The organism is Rhizobium giardinii bv. giardinii H152 (genome assembly GCF_000379605.1).
Taxonomy (GTDB): Bacteria; Pseudomonadota; Alphaproteobacteria; order Rhizobiales; family Rhizobiaceae; genus Pararhizobium; species Pararhizobium giardinii.
The window spans coordinates 152,248-172,544 of sequence record NZ_KB902579.1 but is presented as its reverse complement, the minus strand read 5'-3'; the positions used below and the strand labels follow the sequence as shown (position 1 = coordinate 172,544).

Genomic DNA, 20,297 nt, shown 5'->3' with positions numbered 1-20,297 from the left:
ACTGTGGACCAGACGCCCTCTCACACCGGAAAACGCTGCGCGCAGCAAGCCGATGCGGCAAGATCGCGATCGACGAAACTCGTCTATCGTGCCGATCTCGACGGCGGCATAACCCGCAAGCCGGGCAAGCGCGCTTTCCTCTACTACGATGCCGCCGGCCGGCGCATTACCGACCGGGCCGAACTTGACCGGATCGCAGCCCTTGCGATCCCGCCCGCCTATTCCGATGTGCTGATCTCGCCCGATCCGAACTCGCATCTGCAGGCAACCGGACGAGACGCCAAGGGTCGCAAGCAGTATCGCTATCATCCCGAATGGTCGGCCGAGCGCGACAAGGCCAAATTCGCGCTGCTGCCGGATTTCGCCGCCACGCTGCCGAATATACGCGAAAAGGTCGATACCGACCTGCGCCAGAGAAAACCCGGCATGGACAAGGCCTTGGCGACGGTCGTCTGGCTCCTCGACAATCTCTATATACGCGTCGGCAACACCAACTACGCCGAGGCAAACGGCTCCTACGGATTGACAACGCTGCGCAACCGCCATGTGAAGATCGACGGCTCCAGCGTTCATTTCAATTTCACGGGCAAGTCCGGCAAGGAATGGTGCCTCAGCTACCGCGACCGGCGGATCACCAAGGCGATCCGGACGTTGCAGGAGCTCCCTGGCCAGCAGCTCTTCCAGTATCTCGACGAAGATGGTTGCCGCCGTCCGATCCGCTCGCAGGACGTCAACGCCTATATCCGCGACGCCTGCGGCGCCGATTTCTCCTCCCGCCAGTTCCGCACCTGGGGCGCGACGCGTATGGCAGCGACGGCATTGGCGGCCATTGAGCCGGCTCCCAGCCAGCGGCAGCGAAAACGGCAGGTCAATGATGTCGTCGACGCCATTGCGGCACGCTTGGTCAATACCCGCGCGGTCTGCCGGTCATCCTATATTCATCCGCAGGTCTTCGAGGATTTCGAGAGCGGCGAACTCGCCGCACTCAGGAAAATGCGGCCCAGCCGAAGCGAAACGCTGACGCGCTGGATGGACGACGACGAGATCCGGGTGCAGCGCTGGCTGAAGAAGGGCGGCACCTGAAGGCCGCCCTGATCCTACCTATTGCAGGCCGACGAAGGCGGTGCGGACGTCTTCCGCGACAGCCAGGATCGGGGCCGAGGCATTGTCGATCACCTGCAGACCGATATTGTAGTGGCCGAGTTCCGGCAGGCCCTCGGCGTCGCCGAGCGCCACCAGATCGCCCTGAACCAGGTAGCGCGGCAGCGGCGCAATCGCTAGATCCGCCTGGATGGCGGCACGCTGACCGGTCGTATGGGCGCTCAGAAAGGCGATACGGAATTTGCGCCCCGCTTTCGTCAGTTGCTCCACCGCATCGGCACGCCAGACGCAACCATCTTCCCACATGGAGATCGGCAAGGGATCGCGCGTATGCGCCGTGCCGCATTTCGTTCCGGCCCAGACCAGCTTTTCCGACACGAGGATTTCGCCGCCGCCGGTATTCTCGCCGGCCATGCTGTTGAAGATGGCGATATCCATCCGGTGTTCGTCGACACGCTTGCGCAAAGCGCTGCTGTTGCCGATGGTCACGTCGACGGTGACATTCGGATAGGACTCGGAAAAGCGCTTCAGCACTTCGGGCAGGATGCGCTCGCCGATGTCTTCGGGCGCGCCGACGCGCACGACGCCGTTCATGTCCGGCAGCAGGAAACGCGAGACGGCCTCGTTGTTGAGCGCCAGCATGCGCCGCGCAAAGCCGAGCAGCACCTCACCCTTCGGCGTCAGCGACACGGACCGCGCATCACGCAGGAACAGAACGCAGCCAAGCATTTCCTCGAGTTTCTTGATCTGCATCGAAACGGCCGACGGTGTGCGGTAGACCGTCTCGGCTGCCGTTGTGAAGTTTCCGGTCTCGGCGATGGCGACGAAGGTTTTCAGGATGTCCAGTTCGAGAAGCGGAAGGACATGCCGCAGCATCATGTTCATGGGTCGAAACCTTTCGGATCAGATTTTCTGAATGATACCATTACTTCATTTCGTTTGATTGAACCTCATGTCGGAGCGATAGTCAAGTTGCAAACATCGAAGACGTGATGAAAGGAGCTTCCCATGTCCCTGCAACACGACACCGCGACGAGCCGCAAGAATGCCGTCAGCCTGCGCGCAGGCGGCTTTACATTCGCAATGCGCCAAATGTTTGCGCCCCTCATTCACCAGGTCAGCGAGGGGCACCACGCCCGCAAGATTGCACAAGCGCGCAGGGCAACAGAGCGCGAGATCGCCACTTTGCCAGCCAACCTGCGGCGGGATCTCGGCTTGACCGACACGGCCGTGATCGAGCGCGAACGGTCCTGATCAAGCGGTGGAGAGTACCTCTCTCACGACGGCTCTTGGAAACGGCAACGTTGACCTCTAAACTCTTCCTCCCGGCTGCGCGAAGGCCGCCGGGAGGAATGAGGGAGGAGCCTTGCAATCCGTTAGATACCGCCTTGTCCTGGCGATTTGCCTGATTCCCGCCCTCCTCTACGTCGTGATTTTCCAAGGCGGAGCACTGGCGACGCGCAGCTACATGAATGAAGCATCGCTTCAGGCAAGCTCGGCCTTGCGTCTGGCGGTGTCGGCACTGAGCGGACATCTCAGCCGCTATGAGCCGCTGCCGGCGCTGATCGCCGATCATGACGGCATCAAGGACCTGGTTGCGCATCCGAACGACAACTCCCTGCGCGAGGCCGCGAATCTTTACCTGAAAGAGATCAACACTCTGCTGGAATCCTCCGATATCTACGTGATGACGATGGATGGAAGCACCATTGCAGCCAGCAACTACGAGGAGCCGACAAGCTTCGTCGGACAGAATTTCAGCTATCGGCCCTATTTCCAGGAAGCGGCCAAGGGAAATCAGTCGCGGTTTTATGCGCTCGGCACCACCTCCCTGAAGCGCGGCTATTATTTCGCCTCGCCCATCTTCGTCGAGAACAACATCACCGGCGTCATTGTCTTCAAGGTCGATATCGATTCGATCGAGACCTCCTGGCGCGGCGGCGAATACAAGATCTTCGTCTCCGACCCCGAAGGCATCATCTTCATGACCGGCAGCCCGGAATGGCTCTATTCCAGTATCCTGCCTCTGAACGCCGAACGCCTGCAAAGGACGCAGGCGTCGCGGCGCTATGCCGAGGCCGTTCTGAAACCGCTTCCGATCAAGCGCGACAGCCTAGAAGAACACCAGTTGATGACGATAAGCACAGCCGCTGGACGGGAATATCTGGTGTTGTCGCAATATATGCCCGAGGCCGACTGGACGGTGAACGTGCTGATGGAAACGGCGTCCGTTCGCGCCCAGGCGCGCACCACCATCGTCGCCGTCGTCCTCTTCCTCTGCCTCGCGGGCCTGGCGCTTGCCATTTTCCTGCAGCGGCGAGCCCGGTTGGAGGAACGCATGCGCATGCAGCTTGAAGCACGCAACGAACTGGAGCGCCGCGTCGAGGAGCGAACGGCCGATCTCGCCCTCGTCAACCAGCGCATCGAGGAGGAAATTGCCGAGCGGCGGCTGACCGAGCAGGAATTGCGCAAGACGCAGGCCGATCTCATCCAGGCGGGCAAGCTCGCCGGACTTGGCCAGATGTCGGCTGCGCTGAGCCACGAACTCAACCAGCCGCTGGCCGCCGCCAAGACCTACGCAGACAGCGCCGCAATGCTGATCGACCTCGAGCGCGTCGGCGAAGCCCGCGACAATGTCCGGCGCATTTCCGGCCTGATCGACCGCATGGCATCGATCAGCCGGCACCTGCGCAATTTTGCCCGCAAGCCGAACGAGAAACTGCGGCCCGTCGCACTGGATGCGGCGATGGCCGACACGCTGGAAATCGTCGCTGCCCGCCTGAAAGCAGCCGACGCCGATCTTGAGATCGATCTGTCGGACACGCCGATGGTCAAGGCCGGCTCCGTTCGGCTGCAGCAGGTTCTCGTCAACATCATCACGAATGCGGCAGACGCAGTGGAAGGCCTCGCGGACCGGCGCATTCACGTTTCCGCCGAGCACCTGGACAGCAAGGTGATCCTGACGATCAGGGATCACGGCCCCGGCGTGCCCGCGGCGATCGCCGAGCGCATCTTTGATCCGTTCTTCACCACCAAGGGCGTCGGCAAGGGACTTGGCCTTGGCCTCTCCATTTCCTACAACATCGTCAAGGATTTCGGCGGCAGCCTGTCTGTCACCAACCATGCCGAGGGCGGCGCCGTGTTCCGCATCGAACTGGAAGCCGCCACGGTGGCGCAGGAGGCTGCCGAATGAGTGAACCACGCGTCCTGCTGGTCGACGACGAAGAGGAAATGCGCCATTCCACCGCGCAGGCACTCGGTCTGTTCGGGCTTGAAGTCGATACGTTTTCCAGCGCCGAACTTGTGCTGGAACTGATCGGCTACAGCTTCTCCGGGGTCGTGGTCAGCGATATCCGCATGCCCGGCATGGACGGCATGACGCTGCTCCAGCGCATCCGCGAGGTGGATGCGGAAATCCCGGTGATCCTGGTTACCGGCCACGGCGACGTCCAGCTCGCCGTCAAGGCGATGCGCGAAGGCGTCTACGATTTCCTCGAAAAGCCGTTCACCGCGCAGCATCTCGCAGCTATCGCCCGTCGTGCCATGGACCGGCGCAGCCTCGTGCTGGAAAACAGGCGCCTGCGGGCTGTGGCCGGCAAGCGGGACGATATCGAGGCGCGGCTCCCTGGCCGGACCCAGGCGATGGTCGATCTGCGCTACCGGCTGCGTGCCATCGGCGCCACCGACGCCGATACGCTGATCATCGGCGAAACCGGCGTCGGCAAGGAAGTGGTCGCGCGCGCCTTGCACGATATCAGCGCTCGCGCCGACCGCCCGCTGATCGCCATCAACTGCGCAGCACTTCCGGAAAACCTGATCGAAAGCGAACTCTTCGGCCATGAGGCCGGTGCTTTTCCCGGTGCGCTCCGCCCCCGCTACGGCAAGTTCGAGCACGGCCGCGGCGGCACCATCCTGCTTGATGAGATCGGCTCCATGCCGTTTGATCTGCAGGCAAAATTTCTGCGCGTATTGCAGGAACGGGTGATCACCCGCCTCGGGTCGAACGAGCCTGTGCCCCTCGATGTCCGTTTCATCGCCACCAGCAAGGTTGATCTCGAGGCGGAAGTCGCCGTCGGCCGCTTTCGCGCCGACCTCCTCTACCGGCTGAACGTCGCGACGCTGCACGTCCCGTCGCTGGCGCAGCGCAAGGCCGACATCCCGCTCCTCTTTCTCCAGCTCGTCCGGGAGGCCGCCGCCCGCTACATGCGCAACGACATCGAAGTGCCGCCGGAACTGATGACCGAGATCGCCGAGCGCAGCTGGCCAGGCAATGTTCGCGAATTGCGCAATGCTGCAGACCGGCTCGTGCTTGGCCTCGATCCGAAACCCGAGGAGACGTCAGCCCCGGCGGAACGACAGCGTTTGGCAGACAAGGTGGCAGCCTACGAGCGGGGCATTATCGCCAGCGCGCTCGCTGCCCATGGCGGCAGTCTGCGGCCCGTTTACGAGCAACTCGGCATCTCGCGAAAGACGCTTTACGAGAAGATGCAGCGATACGGCCTCGACAAAAAATTGCCCGTGACGGACGGCGACTACGCTGCGTGATTATGAAATGGGTGGAAATCCACCCATTCGAAACGGCAATTGTTTCCAATCTCACCCATGGTGCACCGCACCCTCCGCGAAAAGACGCGAAAGCCTCCGCGCAACGGTTGCTCCCATCGGCGCGCGGGTCACAAATGGGCCATCCAGAATCGGTGCGGGAGGAGCTGCGCCGGCTGGTCAGAATTCATCAGGGAGGACTTCGATGAAAATCCTTAAAACTTTGTTTGGCATGACCGCGCTTGCCGCCGCTTCGCTCATCTCGGTTTCTGCAAACGCGCAGACCTATCCCGAGCGGACGATCACCATGGTCGTGCCCTTCTCGGCTGGCGGGCCAACCGACACCGTCGCCCGTCTCGTCGCTGAATCCATGTCGAAGGATCTCGGCCAGCAGATCATCGTCGAAAACGTCGGCGGCGCCGGCGGAACGCTTGGCGCGGGACGCGTCGCGCAGGCCGATCCGGACGGCTACACCATCCTCCTGCACCATATCGGCATGGCGACCAGCGCCACGCTCTACCGCAAGCTCGCCTATGACACGCTGAACGCCTTCGAATATGTCGGCCTCGTCACAGAGGTGCCGATGACCATCGTCGCGCGCAAGGATTTCGAGCCGACGGACCTCAAGGGCCTGATCGACTACGTCAAGGCCAACAAGGACACAGTGACCGTCGCCAATGCCGGCATCGGTGCAGCCTCGCATCTCTGCGGCATGATGTTCATGAGCGCCATCGAGACTCCGCTTGTCACGGTTCCCTACAAGGGCACCGGCCCTGCGATGACCGATCTGCTTGGCGGCCAGGTCGATATCATGTGCGACCAGACCACCAACACCACCAAGCAGATCCTCGGTGGCACGATCAAGGCCTATGCCGTGACCTCGCCAGCGCGCATTCCCGTCTTGCCCGACGTTCCGACCGCCGCCGAAGCCGGTCTGGCAGACTTCCAGGTCGGCATCTGGCACGGTGTCTATGCGCCGAAGGGCACGCCTGCGGAAGCGGTCGACCGCCTGTCGAAGGCGCTGCAGGTTGCGCTGAAGGACCCGAATGTCGGTGCCCGCTTCGCCGAGCTCGGCACGGTGCCGTCTGCCGAAGCCGACGCCACGCCGGCTGCCCTGAAGGCCAAGCTGGAAGGCGAGATCGCCCGCTGGAAGCCGGTCATCGAAGCGGCCGGCCAATACGCCGACTGATCGGAAACCCCGTCATGGCAAGGGCCTGACGCGTCTTTCGCCTTCCTCCTCTCTTGGGAGGGAGGCATTCGTTTATCTCTCTTTCCCTGGCTATGCTTTGAAGAGATGATGGACGCGGACGACCGGGCCGATTTCAAGGAGGCATCATGAAATCCTTATCTCTCGACACCACCAACGCGCTCTGCGGCGCGATCCTTATCGGCCTCGGCGGCTTCTTCATCTACCAGTGCCTCAACCTCGAGCTCGGCACGGCGTTCAGGATGGGGCCGGGCTATTTTCCGCTGCTGCTTGCCATCATCCTGACCCTGCTCGGCTTCGTCATCCTGATCCAGGCGGCGCGCGTGCACGGCGAGCCGCTCGGACCGGTCGCCTGGCGCGGGATGCTGTTCATCCTGCCGGCACCGATCTTCTTCGGATTGACCGTGCGCGGGCTCGGCTTCGTGCCGTCACTGTTTTTCACGGCCCTGATCGCCTGCTTCGCCTCGCACCGGATGAAACCGCTGACCGCGATTGCGCTGTCAATCGCGCTAACCGTCTTTTCGGTCGCCGTTTTCAGTTACGCGCTTGGGCTGCCTTTCGAGCGTTTCGGCCCCTGGGTCAGATTCTAGGACATCATCATGGACCTTTTCAGCAATCTCGCACTCGGCTTCTCCACCGCAGGCTCGCCCGAAAACCTCCTCTTCTGCCTGATCGGCGTGCTGCTCGGTACGCTGATCGGCGTTCTGCCCGGCATCGGCGCCACGGCGACGATCGCCATGCTTCTGCCGATCACCTTCCAGCTGGAGCCCGTCTCCTCGCTGATCATGCTCGCCGGCATCTACTACGGCGCGCAATATGGCGGCTCGACCACGGCAATCCTGATCAACATGCCGGGCGAATCCTCTTCCGCCGTGACCGCCATCGACGGCTATCAGATGGCCCGCAAAGGCCGGGCCGGCGCTGCATTGTCGATCGCCGCCCTCGGCTCGTTCTTCGCCGGCACCGTTTCCACGTTCCTGGTGGCGATCTTCGCCATTCCGCTGACCGGCATCGCCCTTCAGTTCGGCGCCGCCGAATATTTCTCGCTGATGATCGTCGGCCTCGTCTCCTCCATCGCGCTTGCCCACGGCTCGATCGTCAAGGCTCTGGCAATGGTCGCGCTCGGGCTGCTTCTCGGTCTCGTCGGCACGGATATCTACACCGGCACGCCGCGCTTCACCCTCGGGATCCGCGAATACGCCGATGGGCTGAACTTCGTTGCGGTCGCGGTCGGTGTTTTCGGCGTCGCCGAAATCCTGCGCAATCTGGAAGGTGAAAAGACCCGCACCGTGCTGATGGCCAAGGTCAGTGGCCTGTTGCCGACGCGCGACGATTTCAGGAAGATGTTCGCACCGGTCATCCGTGGAACCGTCATCGGCTCAGCCCTCGGCATCCTGCCGGGCGGCGGCGCCATCCTTGCGGCCTTTGCCTCCTATACCGTCGAGAAGCGGCTTTCGGATACGCCGGAAGAATTCGGCCACGGTGCCGTCGCCGGCGTTGCCGGTCCGGAATCAGCCAACAATGCCGGTGCACAGACATCGTTCATTCCGCTGCTGACACTCGGCATCCCGGCCAACCCGGTCATGGCGCTGATGGTCGGGGCAATGATCATTCAAGGCATCGTTCCCGGCCCGAACGTGGCTATCGAACAGCCGGCGCTGTTCTGGGGCATCATCGCCTCGATGTGGATCGGCAACCTGATGCTGGTCGTGCTCAACCTGCCGCTGATCGGGCTCTGGGTGAAGCTGCTCACCATCCCCTACTACGTGCTCTTCCCGATCATCATGGCCTTCTGCTCGATCGGGGTCTACAGCGTCAATTCCAATGTCTACGACCTCTATGCCGTGGCCTTCTTCGGTATCGCAGGCTACCTGCTGGTCAAGCTGCGCTGCGAGCCCGCGCCGCTGCTGCTCGGCTTCGTGCTCGGGCCGCTGCTGGAGGAAAACCTGCGGCGCGCGATGATCCTGTCGCGCGGCGATCCGACGACCTTCGTCACGCGGCCGATCAGCGCCTTCCTGCTGTTGATCGCGTTCGCCGTCCTGGTCGTCGTCTTCCTGCCGGCCGTCAAGGCCAAGCGCGAGGCGGTTTTCCAGGAGGAGGATTGATCCCACTCTCGCCTACAAGACATGACCGGTGTGCTTGGCATACCGGTCATGCTAGCAGCGGAGCCATCCATGACTGACACTGCTGGATTCGAAACCCAAGCTCAGGTCAGGCTCGGCGGCGAAACAAACTGGAAGTATGCCCATACCAGCCCCACAGCGCCGACGATCGCCAGCCAAGTGAGGACCTTGCGCGTTCCGCGCGTGATGGTCCGCGGCTCCTTCCTGGGCTTCGGCCGCTGAAATTTGATGATTTTGTCGTCGCTCATGTCGGTCCTCGTCTCAAAGTTCGAAATCCATAGCACATCTCATGCAGCAGCGCCCTCGCCTCGACAGCGCATTCGCCAGAAGCACCGCGCGAACTGCGCAACCATCTCATCTCAAGCAAGCCTCTCTCGCGGGGCAGCGAGGTGCATCGGCTGCATGAAAAACCCGGCTCTAGGCCGGGTTCTCGACTAAAAGCGGCCGTTGAGCCCGCTAGTGCGTGGTGCCGTCCAAAAGCGCGTCGATGAGTTTGATCTGCGAACGCGTACCGCGCTTGTACTCGTTGATCAATATCTTCGCTTCGGCAGTCGCCTCCTTGCGCGGAATGCGATGCTGTGTGCACCAAGCGTCAAGAACCGTCTGGAGCAAGTCAAGGTCTTTTGGCGGTATTGCGATATCGGATTTTTGCATCATTTTCCTCCCAGGAATTGGTATTTTTTTGTGAGAAGCCGCCTCCTCGCAGCCTCCAGCGTGCAACTTTAGTCCAAAGTAGTAGGCGTAAATGTGGCGTTTCAGGTGAGGTACGTACCCGTTTTTGACAGACACCAGGGCGCTGGATTTCGATCCCTAAATCTCAATAGATGTTCGGTCGAATACGTCTTCTTTTGCATTCAGCATCGCAAAGCCCCGCCATTTTTTGACGCTGTGACAAGGGCGTTTCGAGCCGCACAAAGCATCATGATATTTGATGCATGGGATCAATTATATTCGCTTGAATGATGAATGGCCTTGCGGCATTACTCTCCCATGGTCGCGACCTTTTGAAGCCTCCCAATCAAAAGGAAACCAAAACATGGCATTCTTCAGTCTAGAACATGCATCCGCTCCAAGGCATTCGTCCCTTGTATCGTCCCTCGTTGGGCTGCGCGCACGCGCCGTCGCATCATGGCAGCGTCACCGCGCGGAACGGGTTCTCGAAAGCCTTTCCTATGACACGCTGAAGGACATCGGCTTTCCGTCCATCGACATGGCCCGCAAGGATACGCCGGCGAAATGACGGATCAGATGCCCGCAGCGGCAGGTGACGATCCTCCGTGTCGAACGAATGTGAATGACGCGTGAAAAGGGCATTTCGACCATGATGGCGAAATGCCCTTTTCTGTTTTCCGCGTCCCTACTTTCCACGCGCCGCCAGCCTCGAGCCATGGCCTGTTTCCGACACCAATTGACTAGCCGGGGCATGTCGCAAATGGCAAATCACCATTCCGGTGCGCGGTGGCTGCCAGTCTCTGCAACCTGCCGGAGAAAAGACAAAATGCGACATTTTTGTCGTCCTGAGTGGAAATAGTGAGTATTTTTTAGACCTGCGGACGATTTTTACGCCAGGTGGATGCATGTCGCAGATATTTATTTCTTTGCAGTCGCTCGCGTCCATGCCAATGTCGCTTTTAGAAAAGCCAGATGACGCTTTTCCACGAGACAAATGCGACATCCGCGGCGCATGGGACCCTCTCAATGAACAAGCCATTGACCAAAAAACGTTCTCTCGTCTTCTTCCTGGTACCGAACTTTTCCATGCTGCCGTTTTCCGCGGCAATCGAGACACTCCGTATCGCTAATCGCATGCTCGGCTACGAGGCCTATACCTGGCGCCTCGCGTCCACCGATGGGACCCAGGTCCTGTCGTCCAGCGGTATCGGGCTCGAGGTGAACACCTCGCTTGCCGATGAGCGCAAGTTCCTCGGCGGCGAGAACCGGCCTTCGATGGTGCTCGTCTGTTCCGGCATCTATGTCGAGGACTTCAACAACAAATCCGTCAATGCCTGGCTGCGCGAAGTCTATAATCGCGGCGTCTCGGTCGGCAGCCTCTGTACCGGCGCGCATGTGCTGGCGTCGGCGGGCCTGCTGACGGGCAAGCGCTGTGCGATCCACTGGGAAAACCTGCCCGGCTTTGCCGAAAGCTTCCCTCAGGTCGATGTCTATGCCGACCTCTACGAAATCGACAGCAACATCTACACCTGCGCCGGCGGCACCGCCTCGCTCGACATGATGTTGAACCTGATCGACCAGGATTTCGGCGAGAACCTCGTCAACCGCGTCTGCGAACAGGCGCTGACCGACCGTGTACGCGGCCCGCACGACCGCCAGCGGCTGCCGCTGCGCGCCCGCCTCGGCGTCCAAAACGCCAAAGTCCTGTCGATCATCGAGTTGATGGAGGGCAATCTCTCTGAGCCGCTGTCGCTTCTCGAAATCGCCGACAGCGCCGGCCTGTCGCGGCGCCAGATCGAGCGACTGTTCCGGCAGGAGATGGGGCGTTCCCCCGCCCGCTATTACCTGGAAATCCGGCTCGACCGTGCCCGGCATCTCCTGGTCCAGTCGGCCATGCCCGTGGTCGAAGTGGCCGTCGCCTGCGGCTTCGTCTCGGCCTCGCATTTTTCGAAGTGTTATCGCGAACTCTACAACCGTTCGCCCCAGCAGGAGCGTGCCGACCGCAAACTCACACTGCAGGCCGCGCGCTAGAAACACATGGCTTGATTTTCGGATCCGGCGTGGTGGCTGAACCCGGCCGCCGGTCAGGACACCATGGCCTTGAGAAGGGTCAGTTCGGAAACGATCCGGTTGCGGCCGTCATATTTCGCCATGTAGAGGAATTGGTCGGCTGCGTGAAGGTAGTTGTCGAAGGTTTCCGGCCCCTCGATCGTGGCGAGCCCGATCGATATCGTGATCGACAATTCCTCATCGTCCGCCACCACCTTCGCCGCCGCGATATCGCGGCGCACGGTTTCACAGAAATCATGGGCGGCGCAGATCCCGAGTTCGTTGAAAAGGATGCCGAACTCCTCGCCGCCGAGGCGGGCAAGCAGGTGCTCCTCTCCAATCAGCGCGCGAAGGCGTTTTGCGACCGCCTTGAGGACGAGATCGCCGACCTCATGGCCGTAGGTGTCGTTCAACCGCTTGAAAAGGTCGATGTCGATTATCGCGATCGAGGTGGTCCCGCCTCGCCGCAAGCATTGATCGACCATCCTTGAACCGTACTGGAAGAAATAGCGCCGATTGTAGATATCGGTCAGATAGTCGCGGGCGGCAATGCTGTGCAGGGCCTGGATGCGCTTCTGGATGTTGGCGACCTGAAACAAGCGGCTGTTGAATTCCTCGATGAGCATCGGCTTCTGGATGAACTCCGTGCCACCGCTCTGCAGGAACTTGGCGGCATGGGTGCGGTCGTCGCCGGCACCGACCGCGACAACGCTGAGTGCATCCTCGCCATGCCTCTGGCGAATTTCCTTGAGCAAGCCGTAAGCCGTCATGTCGCAAAGCGCGATATCGCTGAGCACTATGTCGATGCCGTTGCCGGTATCGAGCAGGCGCAGGGCCTCCGCACCGCTGCCGGCCTCGGTCACGTTGAACTGCTGCTTCTTCAAAAGCGCCAGAAGCTCGGCGCGCGAGGCCTCCGCGGAATCGGCCAACAGCACATGGGTGCGCGCATTGGTCAGCGCCCGGTCGACGACCGAAATGAGATGAGTGATGGAATCGGGTTGATTCTTGATGACGCAATCCACGACATTTCGCGAAAGCACGGTATCGCGCGTGCTGTCATTGAACGAGCCGGTAAACACGATCGCGGCGATGTTTCTGGAAATCACATAGTCCAACGCCTCGCAATTCGGCGCATCGGGAAGATTGAGATCGAGAACCGCAAGAGCAAATTCGTCCGCGCCATTTTCCAAGGCAGAGTGCAGGGCGGCGAGCGATGAGCAATGGGTGACGGAAACCCCGTGGACGGTTTCCAATCCGTATTTGAGCACGGTCGAGAACATGCGGGAATCCTCGACCAGGAGCATGCGGCTGCCCGAATGCTTCTGCACGCTGTTTCCCCGCCTCGACACCTTGCGAAAGCTCACGTTCCTGCCAGCCTCATATGAGCCGCAGGCGCCGCTTTCGCTGAACGCTGGCTCTCGAATGTCATTTTCCCGATAACAGAATCCGCACGCGGACCGACACCGCGCTCACCCCTCATCGCGTCACGTCATCAAATCCACTTGTGATTGCAATTTCGTTAATCGCTAAGGTCCAACGGCAAAAATCTCCAGCCGCGCACCGAAAGTGTTGTCTTCAGAGCAAGTTCTCAAGCTTTGCGAATGTTTTTTGCACCCAAGGTCTGGATTTTCGTCAAGGTATCGAGATTCTGGTTCACGCGGCAGTAGAACTCTTCGTTGACGAACGGGCGCAACATGAAATCGTTGCCGCCGGCCTTCAGGAATCGTGCCGACAGCAACCGGTTGTCCGAGGAGGAAACGCCGATGATCCGCAGTTGATGCGGCCCATAGGCTGCGCGAATGCGGCGCGTCAACTCGAAACCGTCGATATCTGGCATGTTGTAATCGGTGATCATCAAGCCGATATCCGGATGCTTCTTCAACAGATCCAGCGCTGCGGCGCCGCTTTCGGCTGAACTGGTACGGAAATTGTAGCGCTTCAACTGCGTCGTCAGCAGCGCGCGCGCCGTCGGGCTGTCATCGACGATCAGTACGTGGTGCCGGTGGTTCGTCAGGAACCGGCAGACGGATTCGGCCAGCATGTCGACGGCGAAAACACTGTCCTTGATGACGTAATCGACGATGTCCTTGGAGAGGATTGTTTCGCGCGTGCTTTCCTGGAAGGTGCCGGTGAAGACGATCGTCGGCACGCTCATGTCGATGAGATAGGACAGCGCCTCGCCGTTCTCGGCACCGGGAAGGTTGATGTTGGAGATGGCAAGCGCCGCAGGGAAGGATGCGTTCTCGACCGAAAACTGCAGATCCTCGTAATCGCGGCAGACGATCACGTCGATGTCGAGAAGCTCCTTGAGCCGCTTGGAGACCATGGCGGAGAAGAGATTGGAGTCCTCTGCAAGAACAATACGGTGCTGCTGCAAGGATTCACCGGAATAGTACATTCCGGACACGCCGAACAATGACATAGATCGCCTATCTGAAAAGATTGTCCCCGAGGCCCAAGCTACGCAGAAAGGTTTTCGCAGTCGTTAATTGCTTGCTGAAATATGGGATCAACTTCGGGCAAAGGGAAAGCCACCTCAGACGCCTTGCGGCGCTGTTCGAGAGCCTCCCGCATATCCCAATTTTCAGCATCGCCATTGCCGAAGGCAGGTTGACCCGGCTACAGCGTTCTCAGCTGGCCCAGCTATTACTTCACGACGGCCGACCCGTTGACGATCTCGATGGTCTCGTCGCCCTGCAGACCGAGGCGATCGCCGCTCGGCGTCGTGATGAAACAGCCGCTGGGGCAGATCGATTCCGTGCCACCTGCACTGATTGCCACTTCCATACGGCTTTCGCCTTCCACGACAACAAGCACGGCAGGCTCGCCATCCTTGTTCGTCACAGTGGCGGACCAGGCCGGAAGGGCCGCGATGACAGTCAAAACAAATGCACTTACGAATGTCTTCATTGCCCCTCAGCGCCACGGCGCCGCCCCTGTTGGCAGCTCGCGCTTCCGGGCGACATGCCCGGACGAGACGAGACACCCTCCTGCCCAACGTCAGCGTAACGCACGCCGGAAGAATTGCATGATAAATATTGCAGGACGGCTGAATAGGGTCTGAATGACCCCAGGGAGGAGACAACGAGGGCTTGGGCATCCTCATAGCCCGCGGTTCGGCACAGCAAAAAAAAGCGCGCCTGCCCGGTTTCGGGCAGGCGCGCTATTTCGTTAGCAGGTTGGAACGCCGTTAAGATCAGGTCCGCGGCTTGAGGTTTTCCGGATCGTAGAGCGGCTTGTAGCCGACGCCGGCGACCTCGACCGGGTAGGTCTCGGCGAAATATTCGACGTTGAGCTTGCGGCCGACCTGGCAGTATTCCCAGGGCAGATAGGCGAGCGCGATGTTCTTGCCGATCGTCGGGCCATAGGCGATCGACGTCGTGTAGGAAAGGCGGCCGAGGCTATCGACCAGGACTTCGCCGCTCTCCGGATCCATGACCGGCAGCGAGCCGACCGGGTAGCGCTTCACGCCCTTGGCATCGGTGTTCTCGGTCATCACCAGCGTGCAGAGCATGGCCGGCTGATGGTCGCGGGCCTTGTATTCCAGATGCTTGGCCTTGCCGCGGAAATCGGCTTCCTTCACCTTCGGACGGGCAAGGTCCGCTTCAATGAGGTTGTATTGGGTGAGCAGGTCGGCATTCTGCAGTCGCAGGCTCTTTTCCATGCGACGCGAGTTCGCATAGGTCTCGACGCCGAAGGCCATGACACCGGTGGCGCGCAGCGCATCCCAGACAGCCAGGCCGTCCTCGTACTTCATGTGCAGTTCCCAGCCCTGCTCGCCGACATAAGAGATGCGGAAGGCCGTCACTGGCTTGCCGGCGATCTCGATCGGCTTGATCGCGGCAAAAGCGAAGTTCTCCGGGTCGAGCCCGGCCGGATCGGCGACCACCTTCTTCAGCGTCTCGCGGGCATTCGGCCCCCAGATGCCGATGGTGATGAACTTCTCGGTCACGTCGGTGATGGTGACGTCAAGGCCCCGGTCTTCGGCGACGCGCCGCATATAGTGGAAGTCGCGCGGGCCGGCATCGGCGCCGTTGATCAGCCGGCAGCGGTCGGCCATGCGGATAACGGTGAAGTCGGCGCGCACCATGCCCTCATCGTCGAGGAAGTGGGTGTAGATGCCCTTGCCGATATTGCCGTCACCGCCGATCTTGGCAGCGCACAGCCATTCCAGAAGCTCGACATGATCGGGTCCCTCGATGTCCACCATGTGGAAATGCGAGAGATTGACGATGCCGCAATCCTCGCTCATCGCTAGGTGCTCGGCATTCGAGACGCGCCAGAAGTGGCGGTTGTCCCACTCGTTCTCGCGAACCGGCACGCGGTCGCCATACTTCTCGAGCAGGTGCTCGTTGGCGGCATAACCATGCGCACGCTCCCAGCCGCCCAGTTCCATGAAGTAGCCGCCGAGTTCCTTTTCGCGCTCGTGGAACGGCGAACGCTTGACGCCACGGCTGGAGGCGTAGGGTTCGCGGGTATGTACGGCCGGGAAGTAGATCTTCTGGGCAGCCTCATAGCAGCGGTTGGCGATAAACTCTTCCGTCAGCTGGTGCGGATAGAAGCGCGCATAGTCGATACTGTTGTGGTCGATCTCGGTACGGCCGTCCGTCATCCAGTCGGCGATCAGCTTGCCGTAGCCCGGGCCGTCCTTGACCCAGATCGCGACGCAGTACCAGAGACCGCGCACCTTCTGGCTCTCGCCGCAGGACGGGCCGCCGGCGGCAGACACCTGCAGCAGGCCGTTGAAGGAGTGGCCCTCATTATAGCCGAGCTCGCCGAGGATCGGCGTCAGTTCCATGGCGCGCTCGAGCGGCTCGATGATCTGCTCCATGTCAAGGTCGCGCTGCGAGGGCGACAGGCGCGCCTCGTGCTTCTCGAGCAGTTCGCGCGGATGGCACATACGCGGATTGTGCTGCTCGTAATAGCCCCATTCGATCTGGCCGCCCTCGGTGGTCTTCGGGTCGCCCGTGTCGCGCATATAAGCGGAGTTGCCCTGGTCGCGCAGCAGCGGGAAACCGATTTCCTTGCCGGTGCCTTCGAACTCGTTGTACGGACCGAAGAAGGTCAGCGGATGATCGACCGGCATGACCGGCAGGTCTTCGCCGACCATCTCGGCGATCAGGCGGCCCCAAAGACCGGCGCAGACGATGACATGATCGGCCATGATCGTGCCGCGATGGGTGACGACGCCCTTGATGCGGCCATTCTCGACGATCAGCGACTGGGCCGGCGTATTGCCGAACATCTGAAGCTTGCCCGACTTCTCGGCAGCATCGACCAGCTTGCCGGCAACCGTCTGCGAGCGCGGAATGACGAGCCCGGCATCGGGATCGAACATGCCGCCCATAACCTGATCTTCCTCGATCAGCGGGAACATCGCCTTGATCTCGGAAGGCGAAACATAGTGGGCGCGGGTGCCGAAGGCCTTGGCGGAAGACAGCTTGCGCTTGATCTCCTCCATCCAGGTGTCGTCGCCGGTGCGCGCCACTTCCAGGCCGCCGATGCGGGCGTAGTGGCCCATCTTCTCGTAGAAATCGATCGAATATTGCGTCGTCCAGACCGAGAGATAGTCGTGGCTGGTCGTGTAGCAGAAGTCGGACGCATGCGCCGTCGAGCCGATGTCGGTCGGGATGCCGGACTTGTCGATGCCGACGATGTCGTCCCATCCCCGCTCGATCAGATGATGAGCGATCGACGCGCCGACGATACCGCCGAGCCCGATGATTACGACCTTCGCCTTTTGAGGAAATTCTGCCATTGCGTATGACCCTGATTGAATACTGGAAGCGGACTTTAGGGCTTGGCCCCGCCGGAGTAGAGCCTGTCTACGACATAATCATCATGCTGCACGACCAGCGCCGGGCAGTCCACAGATGCGAACGATCAACGATGGGCCGGGTAGCCCCGCGTCGTTGTTGATCCCCACACCGTCAATCCTTGTCGCCCACCGCTTCGACGCTGACCCTGCGGGGCCGACGTTGGGTGCCGCTGCGCCTGATCGGCTCGTCCACAACCGGCTGTTCAACGGGTTCGTCTGGCGTTTTCCGGGCTGTCACCATCTCCGGTTCCGGCTGAGGGAGCGACACCTCGGGTTCCAGGGTCTCCTTTGGAAACGGCGCGCCAAGCCCCTCTTCCCGGAAACGCTCGTAGATCGCCAGCCTGAGATCGTTGCGCACGCCGTTGCCGTTGACGATGTCGGCAAGATAGATCCGCAATTCGAACGTCATCGTCGCTTCGCCGAAGGCGCTGAAAACAGCCTGCGGCTCGGGGTTCTTCAACACCAGCGGATGAGCAGTAGCAATCTGCAGCAGCGTATCCATGACCTGCCGCGGCGCCGCATCATAGCCGACCGTCACCGGAATATCCGATCGGCCGAGCTTGTTGCGATGCGTCCAGTTGCCGACGGAGGCGTTGATGAACAGCGAATTCGGCACCATGATCGTCTGGCGCTGGAACGTCTCGATCTCCGTCGCGCGAACCGAGATGCGCCGGACGAAGCCCTCCGTCGTGCCCGTCACCACCCAGTCGCCGACCTTGAACGGCCGCTCGACCAGCAGAATGAGCCCGGAGACGAAATTCGAGACGATGTTCTGCAGGCCGAAACCGACGCCGAGCGAAAGAGCACCGGCAACCAGCGCCAGGTTCGAAAGATCGAGCCCCGCCGCCGAGATGCCGATCAGGCCCGCCAGCGCCAGGCCGAGGTAACCGACCCCGGTCTTCACCGAGTTGCGGACGCCGAGATCGATGCGGCTGCGGGCCATGACATTGCTGTCGAGCCAGCGCTGGAACCAGCGGGTGACCACGAAACCGGCAGCAAACAGCAATATCCCTGCGAGGATGCCGGTAATGGAAATGGTGATGCTGCCGATCCTGATCTCGGTAAAGAGGCGATAGGCCCAGGCCTGGATATCGGCAATCTGGAAGCCCCATTGCAGAAGGATCAGCGGAATGAACAGCAGGACGACCAGCGCGTAGATGCCAAGCCCGGCAACGAGACCAGCCTGATCGAGCCCGATCTGCTCCATCCGGAAACGCTTTTCGAGATAGCGACCGACGACCGTGTCGGCGAGCGCATTCTGTTTGGCGACGGCCTTGCCGGTCAGGATGCCGAGATACATCGTCACCAGGATTGCACCGGTCATGACGATCTGGGTGGCGACGAACCGGGCAAGACCGACGTAACCCGACAGCGCGGCCATGATCAGCGCGGCGCCCGTCAAGACAAACAACAGCCAGACGGGACGCGGCCAGGGCTTGCCCTGACTATCCAACGTTTGACCGGCCGCAACGATCGGCTTGATCAACGACATCGCCATCAGGATCAGGCCGATGATGATCGAGGCGATCAGGCTTTTGACGACAGTGAGGACGATCGGCGACCCCATCACTTCGCTGATGGTGCTGGCCAGATAATCCAGCCCATTGACCACCGTCATGGCAAAGATCGACCATGCCAGCAAACGCGCGCCTCGATCGGAAACGCGCACAAGGCGCCAAGCGCTCTGGCCTGGCGCAAGAACGGCGTTCGCCAAGGTCGAGACGAACAGCACGGCCACGCAAACTGCCAAGGTGACCGAAACGATCGGTGCAATGTCAGGCCGCAAGACATTGAAGACCTGCAGGAAAAAGTAGCTGGTCGTGGCAAACGCTGCCGCCGCCATCGTCGGTATCATCGTCGACCAGAACGCCACCGACAGGCGGGTGATGTATCCCGCTTCCTCGTTCAGGACGCCGCGCTGGATGAACGGTGAAAACAGCCGGCGCGTGCCGGCAAGCAGGACGAGCGCGGCGCAAAGCGACAGGAACAGCGCCGAGAGCAATTGCAAACGCTTGAAGTTCCAGGCGAAGGTCAACCAACTGCCGACGGTGCGCATGAATGTCTGGCGTTCCAGGCTGATGGCGGCGATCGCATCCATCACCATTGTCCGGTTGATATCGGTATGCTTCAGCAGCGTATTGCTGAACAGAACACGCCGCGTCGCGGTGATGCCGTTTGACAGTTTGGTCGCCTGGACCGACAGATCCTCGGCAGTTCCCGTCAGCGCGTTGATCGCTCCCCGTTCGGCAAGAAGGCGTTTGCGCTCCTGCGCCACGACATCGGCCTCGGGTGGTGCCCCCTCTGCCGGCGGATCGCCGAGTTCCGCCAACCGCGCTTTGATTTCATCGAGCCGCGGCCGGACAGCAACCGAGATCGCGATAATCTGCTTGGCGGCAGCATCGATCTCGACCTTGAGTTCGGCAAGGCGGTTGTCATCGTCCTTTGCCTTCGTGATGACGTCGGCAAGCCGCTCAAGGTTCTTGCGCGCCGTCTCGAGTTGAGCGGCCGCCTGAGCCTGCGGGGTTGCCGCGGCTTCCTGCTGCTGCAACTGCTGCTGCGAATTGGCATTTGCGGCCGGCTGCTGTGCCATCACCGGCACAGGGGCTGCAACCATCCACAAGGACAAGAAAGCGGCAAAGAGTTTCGACGTCATCGGCAATCACATAATCCTTTTCCGGCGGCACCGCAGCAAAACAGAATCGAAGCGCGGCTTAGACGGTTCGGCGTCTGCATAGGCCGCCGCGGCACCAGATGCAAAATCCGATTTCTCCATCGCAGCGACCCT

17 protein-coding genes are annotated in these 20,297 nt (G+C 61.0%); 9 read left to right on the top strand and 8 right to left on the bottom strand.

Annotation, left to right across the window (positions count from 1 at the left end):
• The first annotated feature begins 3 nt into the window (after nt 1-3).
• Nucleotides 4-1,083: a DNA topoisomerase IB gene (locus A3AY_RS0104410; RefSeq protein WP_018324474.1), complete on the top strand. Its 1,080-nt coding sequence runs from the start codon at nt 4-6 to the stop codon at nt 1,081-1,083.
• An 18-nt stretch (nt 1,084-1,101) separates the two neighbouring features.
• On the opposite strand, the gene A3AY_RS0104405 is transcribed toward A3AY_RS0104410, so the two are convergent.
• Nucleotides 1,102-1,986, bottom strand: a complete 885-nt coding sequence (locus A3AY_RS0104405) for a LysR substrate-binding domain-containing protein (RefSeq protein ID WP_018324473.1) — start codon at nt 1,984-1,986, stop codon at nt 1,102-1,104.
• Nucleotides 1,987-2,109: 123 nt separating this feature from the next.
• Here A3AY_RS0104405 and A3AY_RS0104400 point away from each other — a divergent pair, with 123 nt between their 5' ends.
• The 6 genes from A3AY_RS0104400 to A3AY_RS0104375 all read left to right on the top strand — a co-directional run bounded on the left by A3AY_RS0104400 (nt 2,110) and on the right by A3AY_RS0104375 (nt 8,955).
• Complete coding sequence (locus A3AY_RS0104400) at nt 2,110-2,355, top strand: hypothetical protein (RefSeq protein ID WP_018324472.1); 246 nt, start codon at nt 2,110-2,112, stop codon at nt 2,353-2,355.
• Nucleotides 2,356-2,467: 112 nt separating this feature from the next.
• Nucleotides 2,468-4,294 (top strand): ATP-binding protein, encoded by a 1,827-nt coding sequence (locus tag A3AY_RS0104395; protein ID WP_018324471.1) that lies wholly within the window; start codon nt 2,468-2,470, stop codon nt 4,292-4,294.
• The gene (locus tag A3AY_RS0104390) at nt 4,291-5,646 is read left to right on the top strand and encodes a sigma-54-dependent transcriptional regulator (protein WP_018324470.1); all 1,356 of its coding nucleotides are present in this window, start codon (nt 4,291-4,293) and stop codon (nt 5,644-5,646) included. The genes A3AY_RS0104395 and A3AY_RS0104390 overlap by 4 nt, the downstream gene beginning before the upstream one ends.
• A 202-nt stretch (nt 5,647-5,848) precedes the next feature.
• Entirely contained in the window at nt 5,849-6,832 is a 984-nt protein-coding gene (locus tag A3AY_RS0104385; protein ID WP_018324469.1) for a tripartite tricarboxylate transporter substrate-binding protein, read from the top strand.
• Nucleotides 6,833-6,978: 146 nt separating this feature from the next.
• The gene (locus A3AY_RS0104380; RefSeq protein WP_018324468.1) at nt 6,979-7,440 is read left to right on the top strand and encodes a tripartite tricarboxylate transporter TctB family protein; all 462 of its coding nucleotides are present in this window, start codon (nt 6,979-6,981) and stop codon (nt 7,438-7,440) included.
• Nucleotides 7,441-7,449: 9 nt separating this feature from the next.
• The gene (locus tag A3AY_RS0104375) at nt 7,450-8,955 is read left to right on the top strand and encodes a tripartite tricarboxylate transporter permease (RefSeq protein ID WP_018324467.1); all 1,506 of its coding nucleotides are present in this window, start codon (nt 7,450-7,452) and stop codon (nt 8,953-8,955) included.
• 101 nt (nt 8,956-9,056) lie between these two features.
• Here A3AY_RS0104375 and A3AY_RS39605 read toward each other — a convergent pair whose 3' ends face one another.
• Together A3AY_RS39605 and A3AY_RS0104365 are read right to left on the bottom strand one after the other, a co-directional pair.
• Nucleotides 9,057-9,221: a hypothetical protein gene (locus A3AY_RS39605; protein WP_018324466.1), complete on the bottom strand. Its 165-nt coding sequence runs from the start codon at nt 9,219-9,221 to the stop codon at nt 9,057-9,059.
• Between the two features lie 208 nt (nt 9,222-9,429).
• Nucleotides 9,430-9,627 carry a hypothetical protein gene (locus A3AY_RS0104365; RefSeq protein WP_018324465.1) on the bottom strand — a complete coding sequence of 66 codons (198 nt, stop codon included), beginning with the start codon at nt 9,625-9,627 and terminating at the stop codon, nt 9,430-9,432.
• 382 nt (nt 9,628-10,009) lie between these two features.
• On the opposite strand from A3AY_RS0104365, the gene A3AY_RS0104360 reads away from it, so the two are divergent.
• On the top strand, nt 10,010-10,213 hold the full coding sequence (locus tag A3AY_RS0104360; RefSeq protein WP_018324464.1) for a hypothetical protein: 204 nt from the start codon (nt 10,010-10,012) through the stop codon (nt 10,211-10,213).
• A gap of 458 nt (nt 10,214-10,671) precedes the next feature.
• Entirely contained in the window at nt 10,672-11,676 is a 1,005-nt protein-coding gene (locus tag A3AY_RS41340; RefSeq protein WP_026203100.1) for a GlxA family transcriptional regulator, read from the top strand.
• Nucleotides 11,677-11,729: 53 nt separating this feature from the next.
• On the opposite strand, the gene A3AY_RS0104350 is transcribed toward A3AY_RS41340, so the two are convergent.
• The 5 genes from A3AY_RS0104350 to A3AY_RS0104325 form a co-directional block, all read right to left on the bottom strand.
• Entirely contained in the window at nt 11,730-13,022 is a 1,293-nt protein-coding gene (locus tag A3AY_RS0104350) for a GGDEF domain-containing response regulator (RefSeq protein WP_018324461.1), read from the bottom strand.
• A 260-nt stretch (nt 13,023-13,282) separates the two neighbouring features.
• Nucleotides 13,283-14,116, bottom strand: a complete 834-nt coding sequence (locus A3AY_RS0104345; protein ID WP_026203098.1) for a response regulator — start codon at nt 14,114-14,116, stop codon at nt 13,283-13,285.
• Between the two features lie 224 nt (nt 14,117-14,340).
• Entirely contained in the window at nt 14,341-14,604 is a 264-nt protein-coding gene (locus tag A3AY_RS0104335) for a hypothetical protein (RefSeq protein ID WP_018324458.1), read from the bottom strand.
• Nucleotides 14,605-14,890: 286 nt separating this feature from the next.
• Nucleotides 14,891-17,452: a GcvT family protein gene (locus A3AY_RS0104330; RefSeq protein WP_018324457.1), complete on the bottom strand. Its 2,562-nt coding sequence runs from the start codon at nt 17,450-17,452 to the stop codon at nt 14,891-14,893.
• Between the two features lie 172 nt (nt 17,453-17,624).
• Nucleotides 17,625-20,165 (bottom strand): mechanosensitive ion channel family protein, encoded by a 2,541-nt coding sequence (locus tag A3AY_RS0104325; protein ID WP_018324456.1) that lies wholly within the window; start codon nt 20,163-20,165, stop codon nt 17,625-17,627.
• Nucleotides 20,166-20,297: the final 132 nt, after the last annotated feature.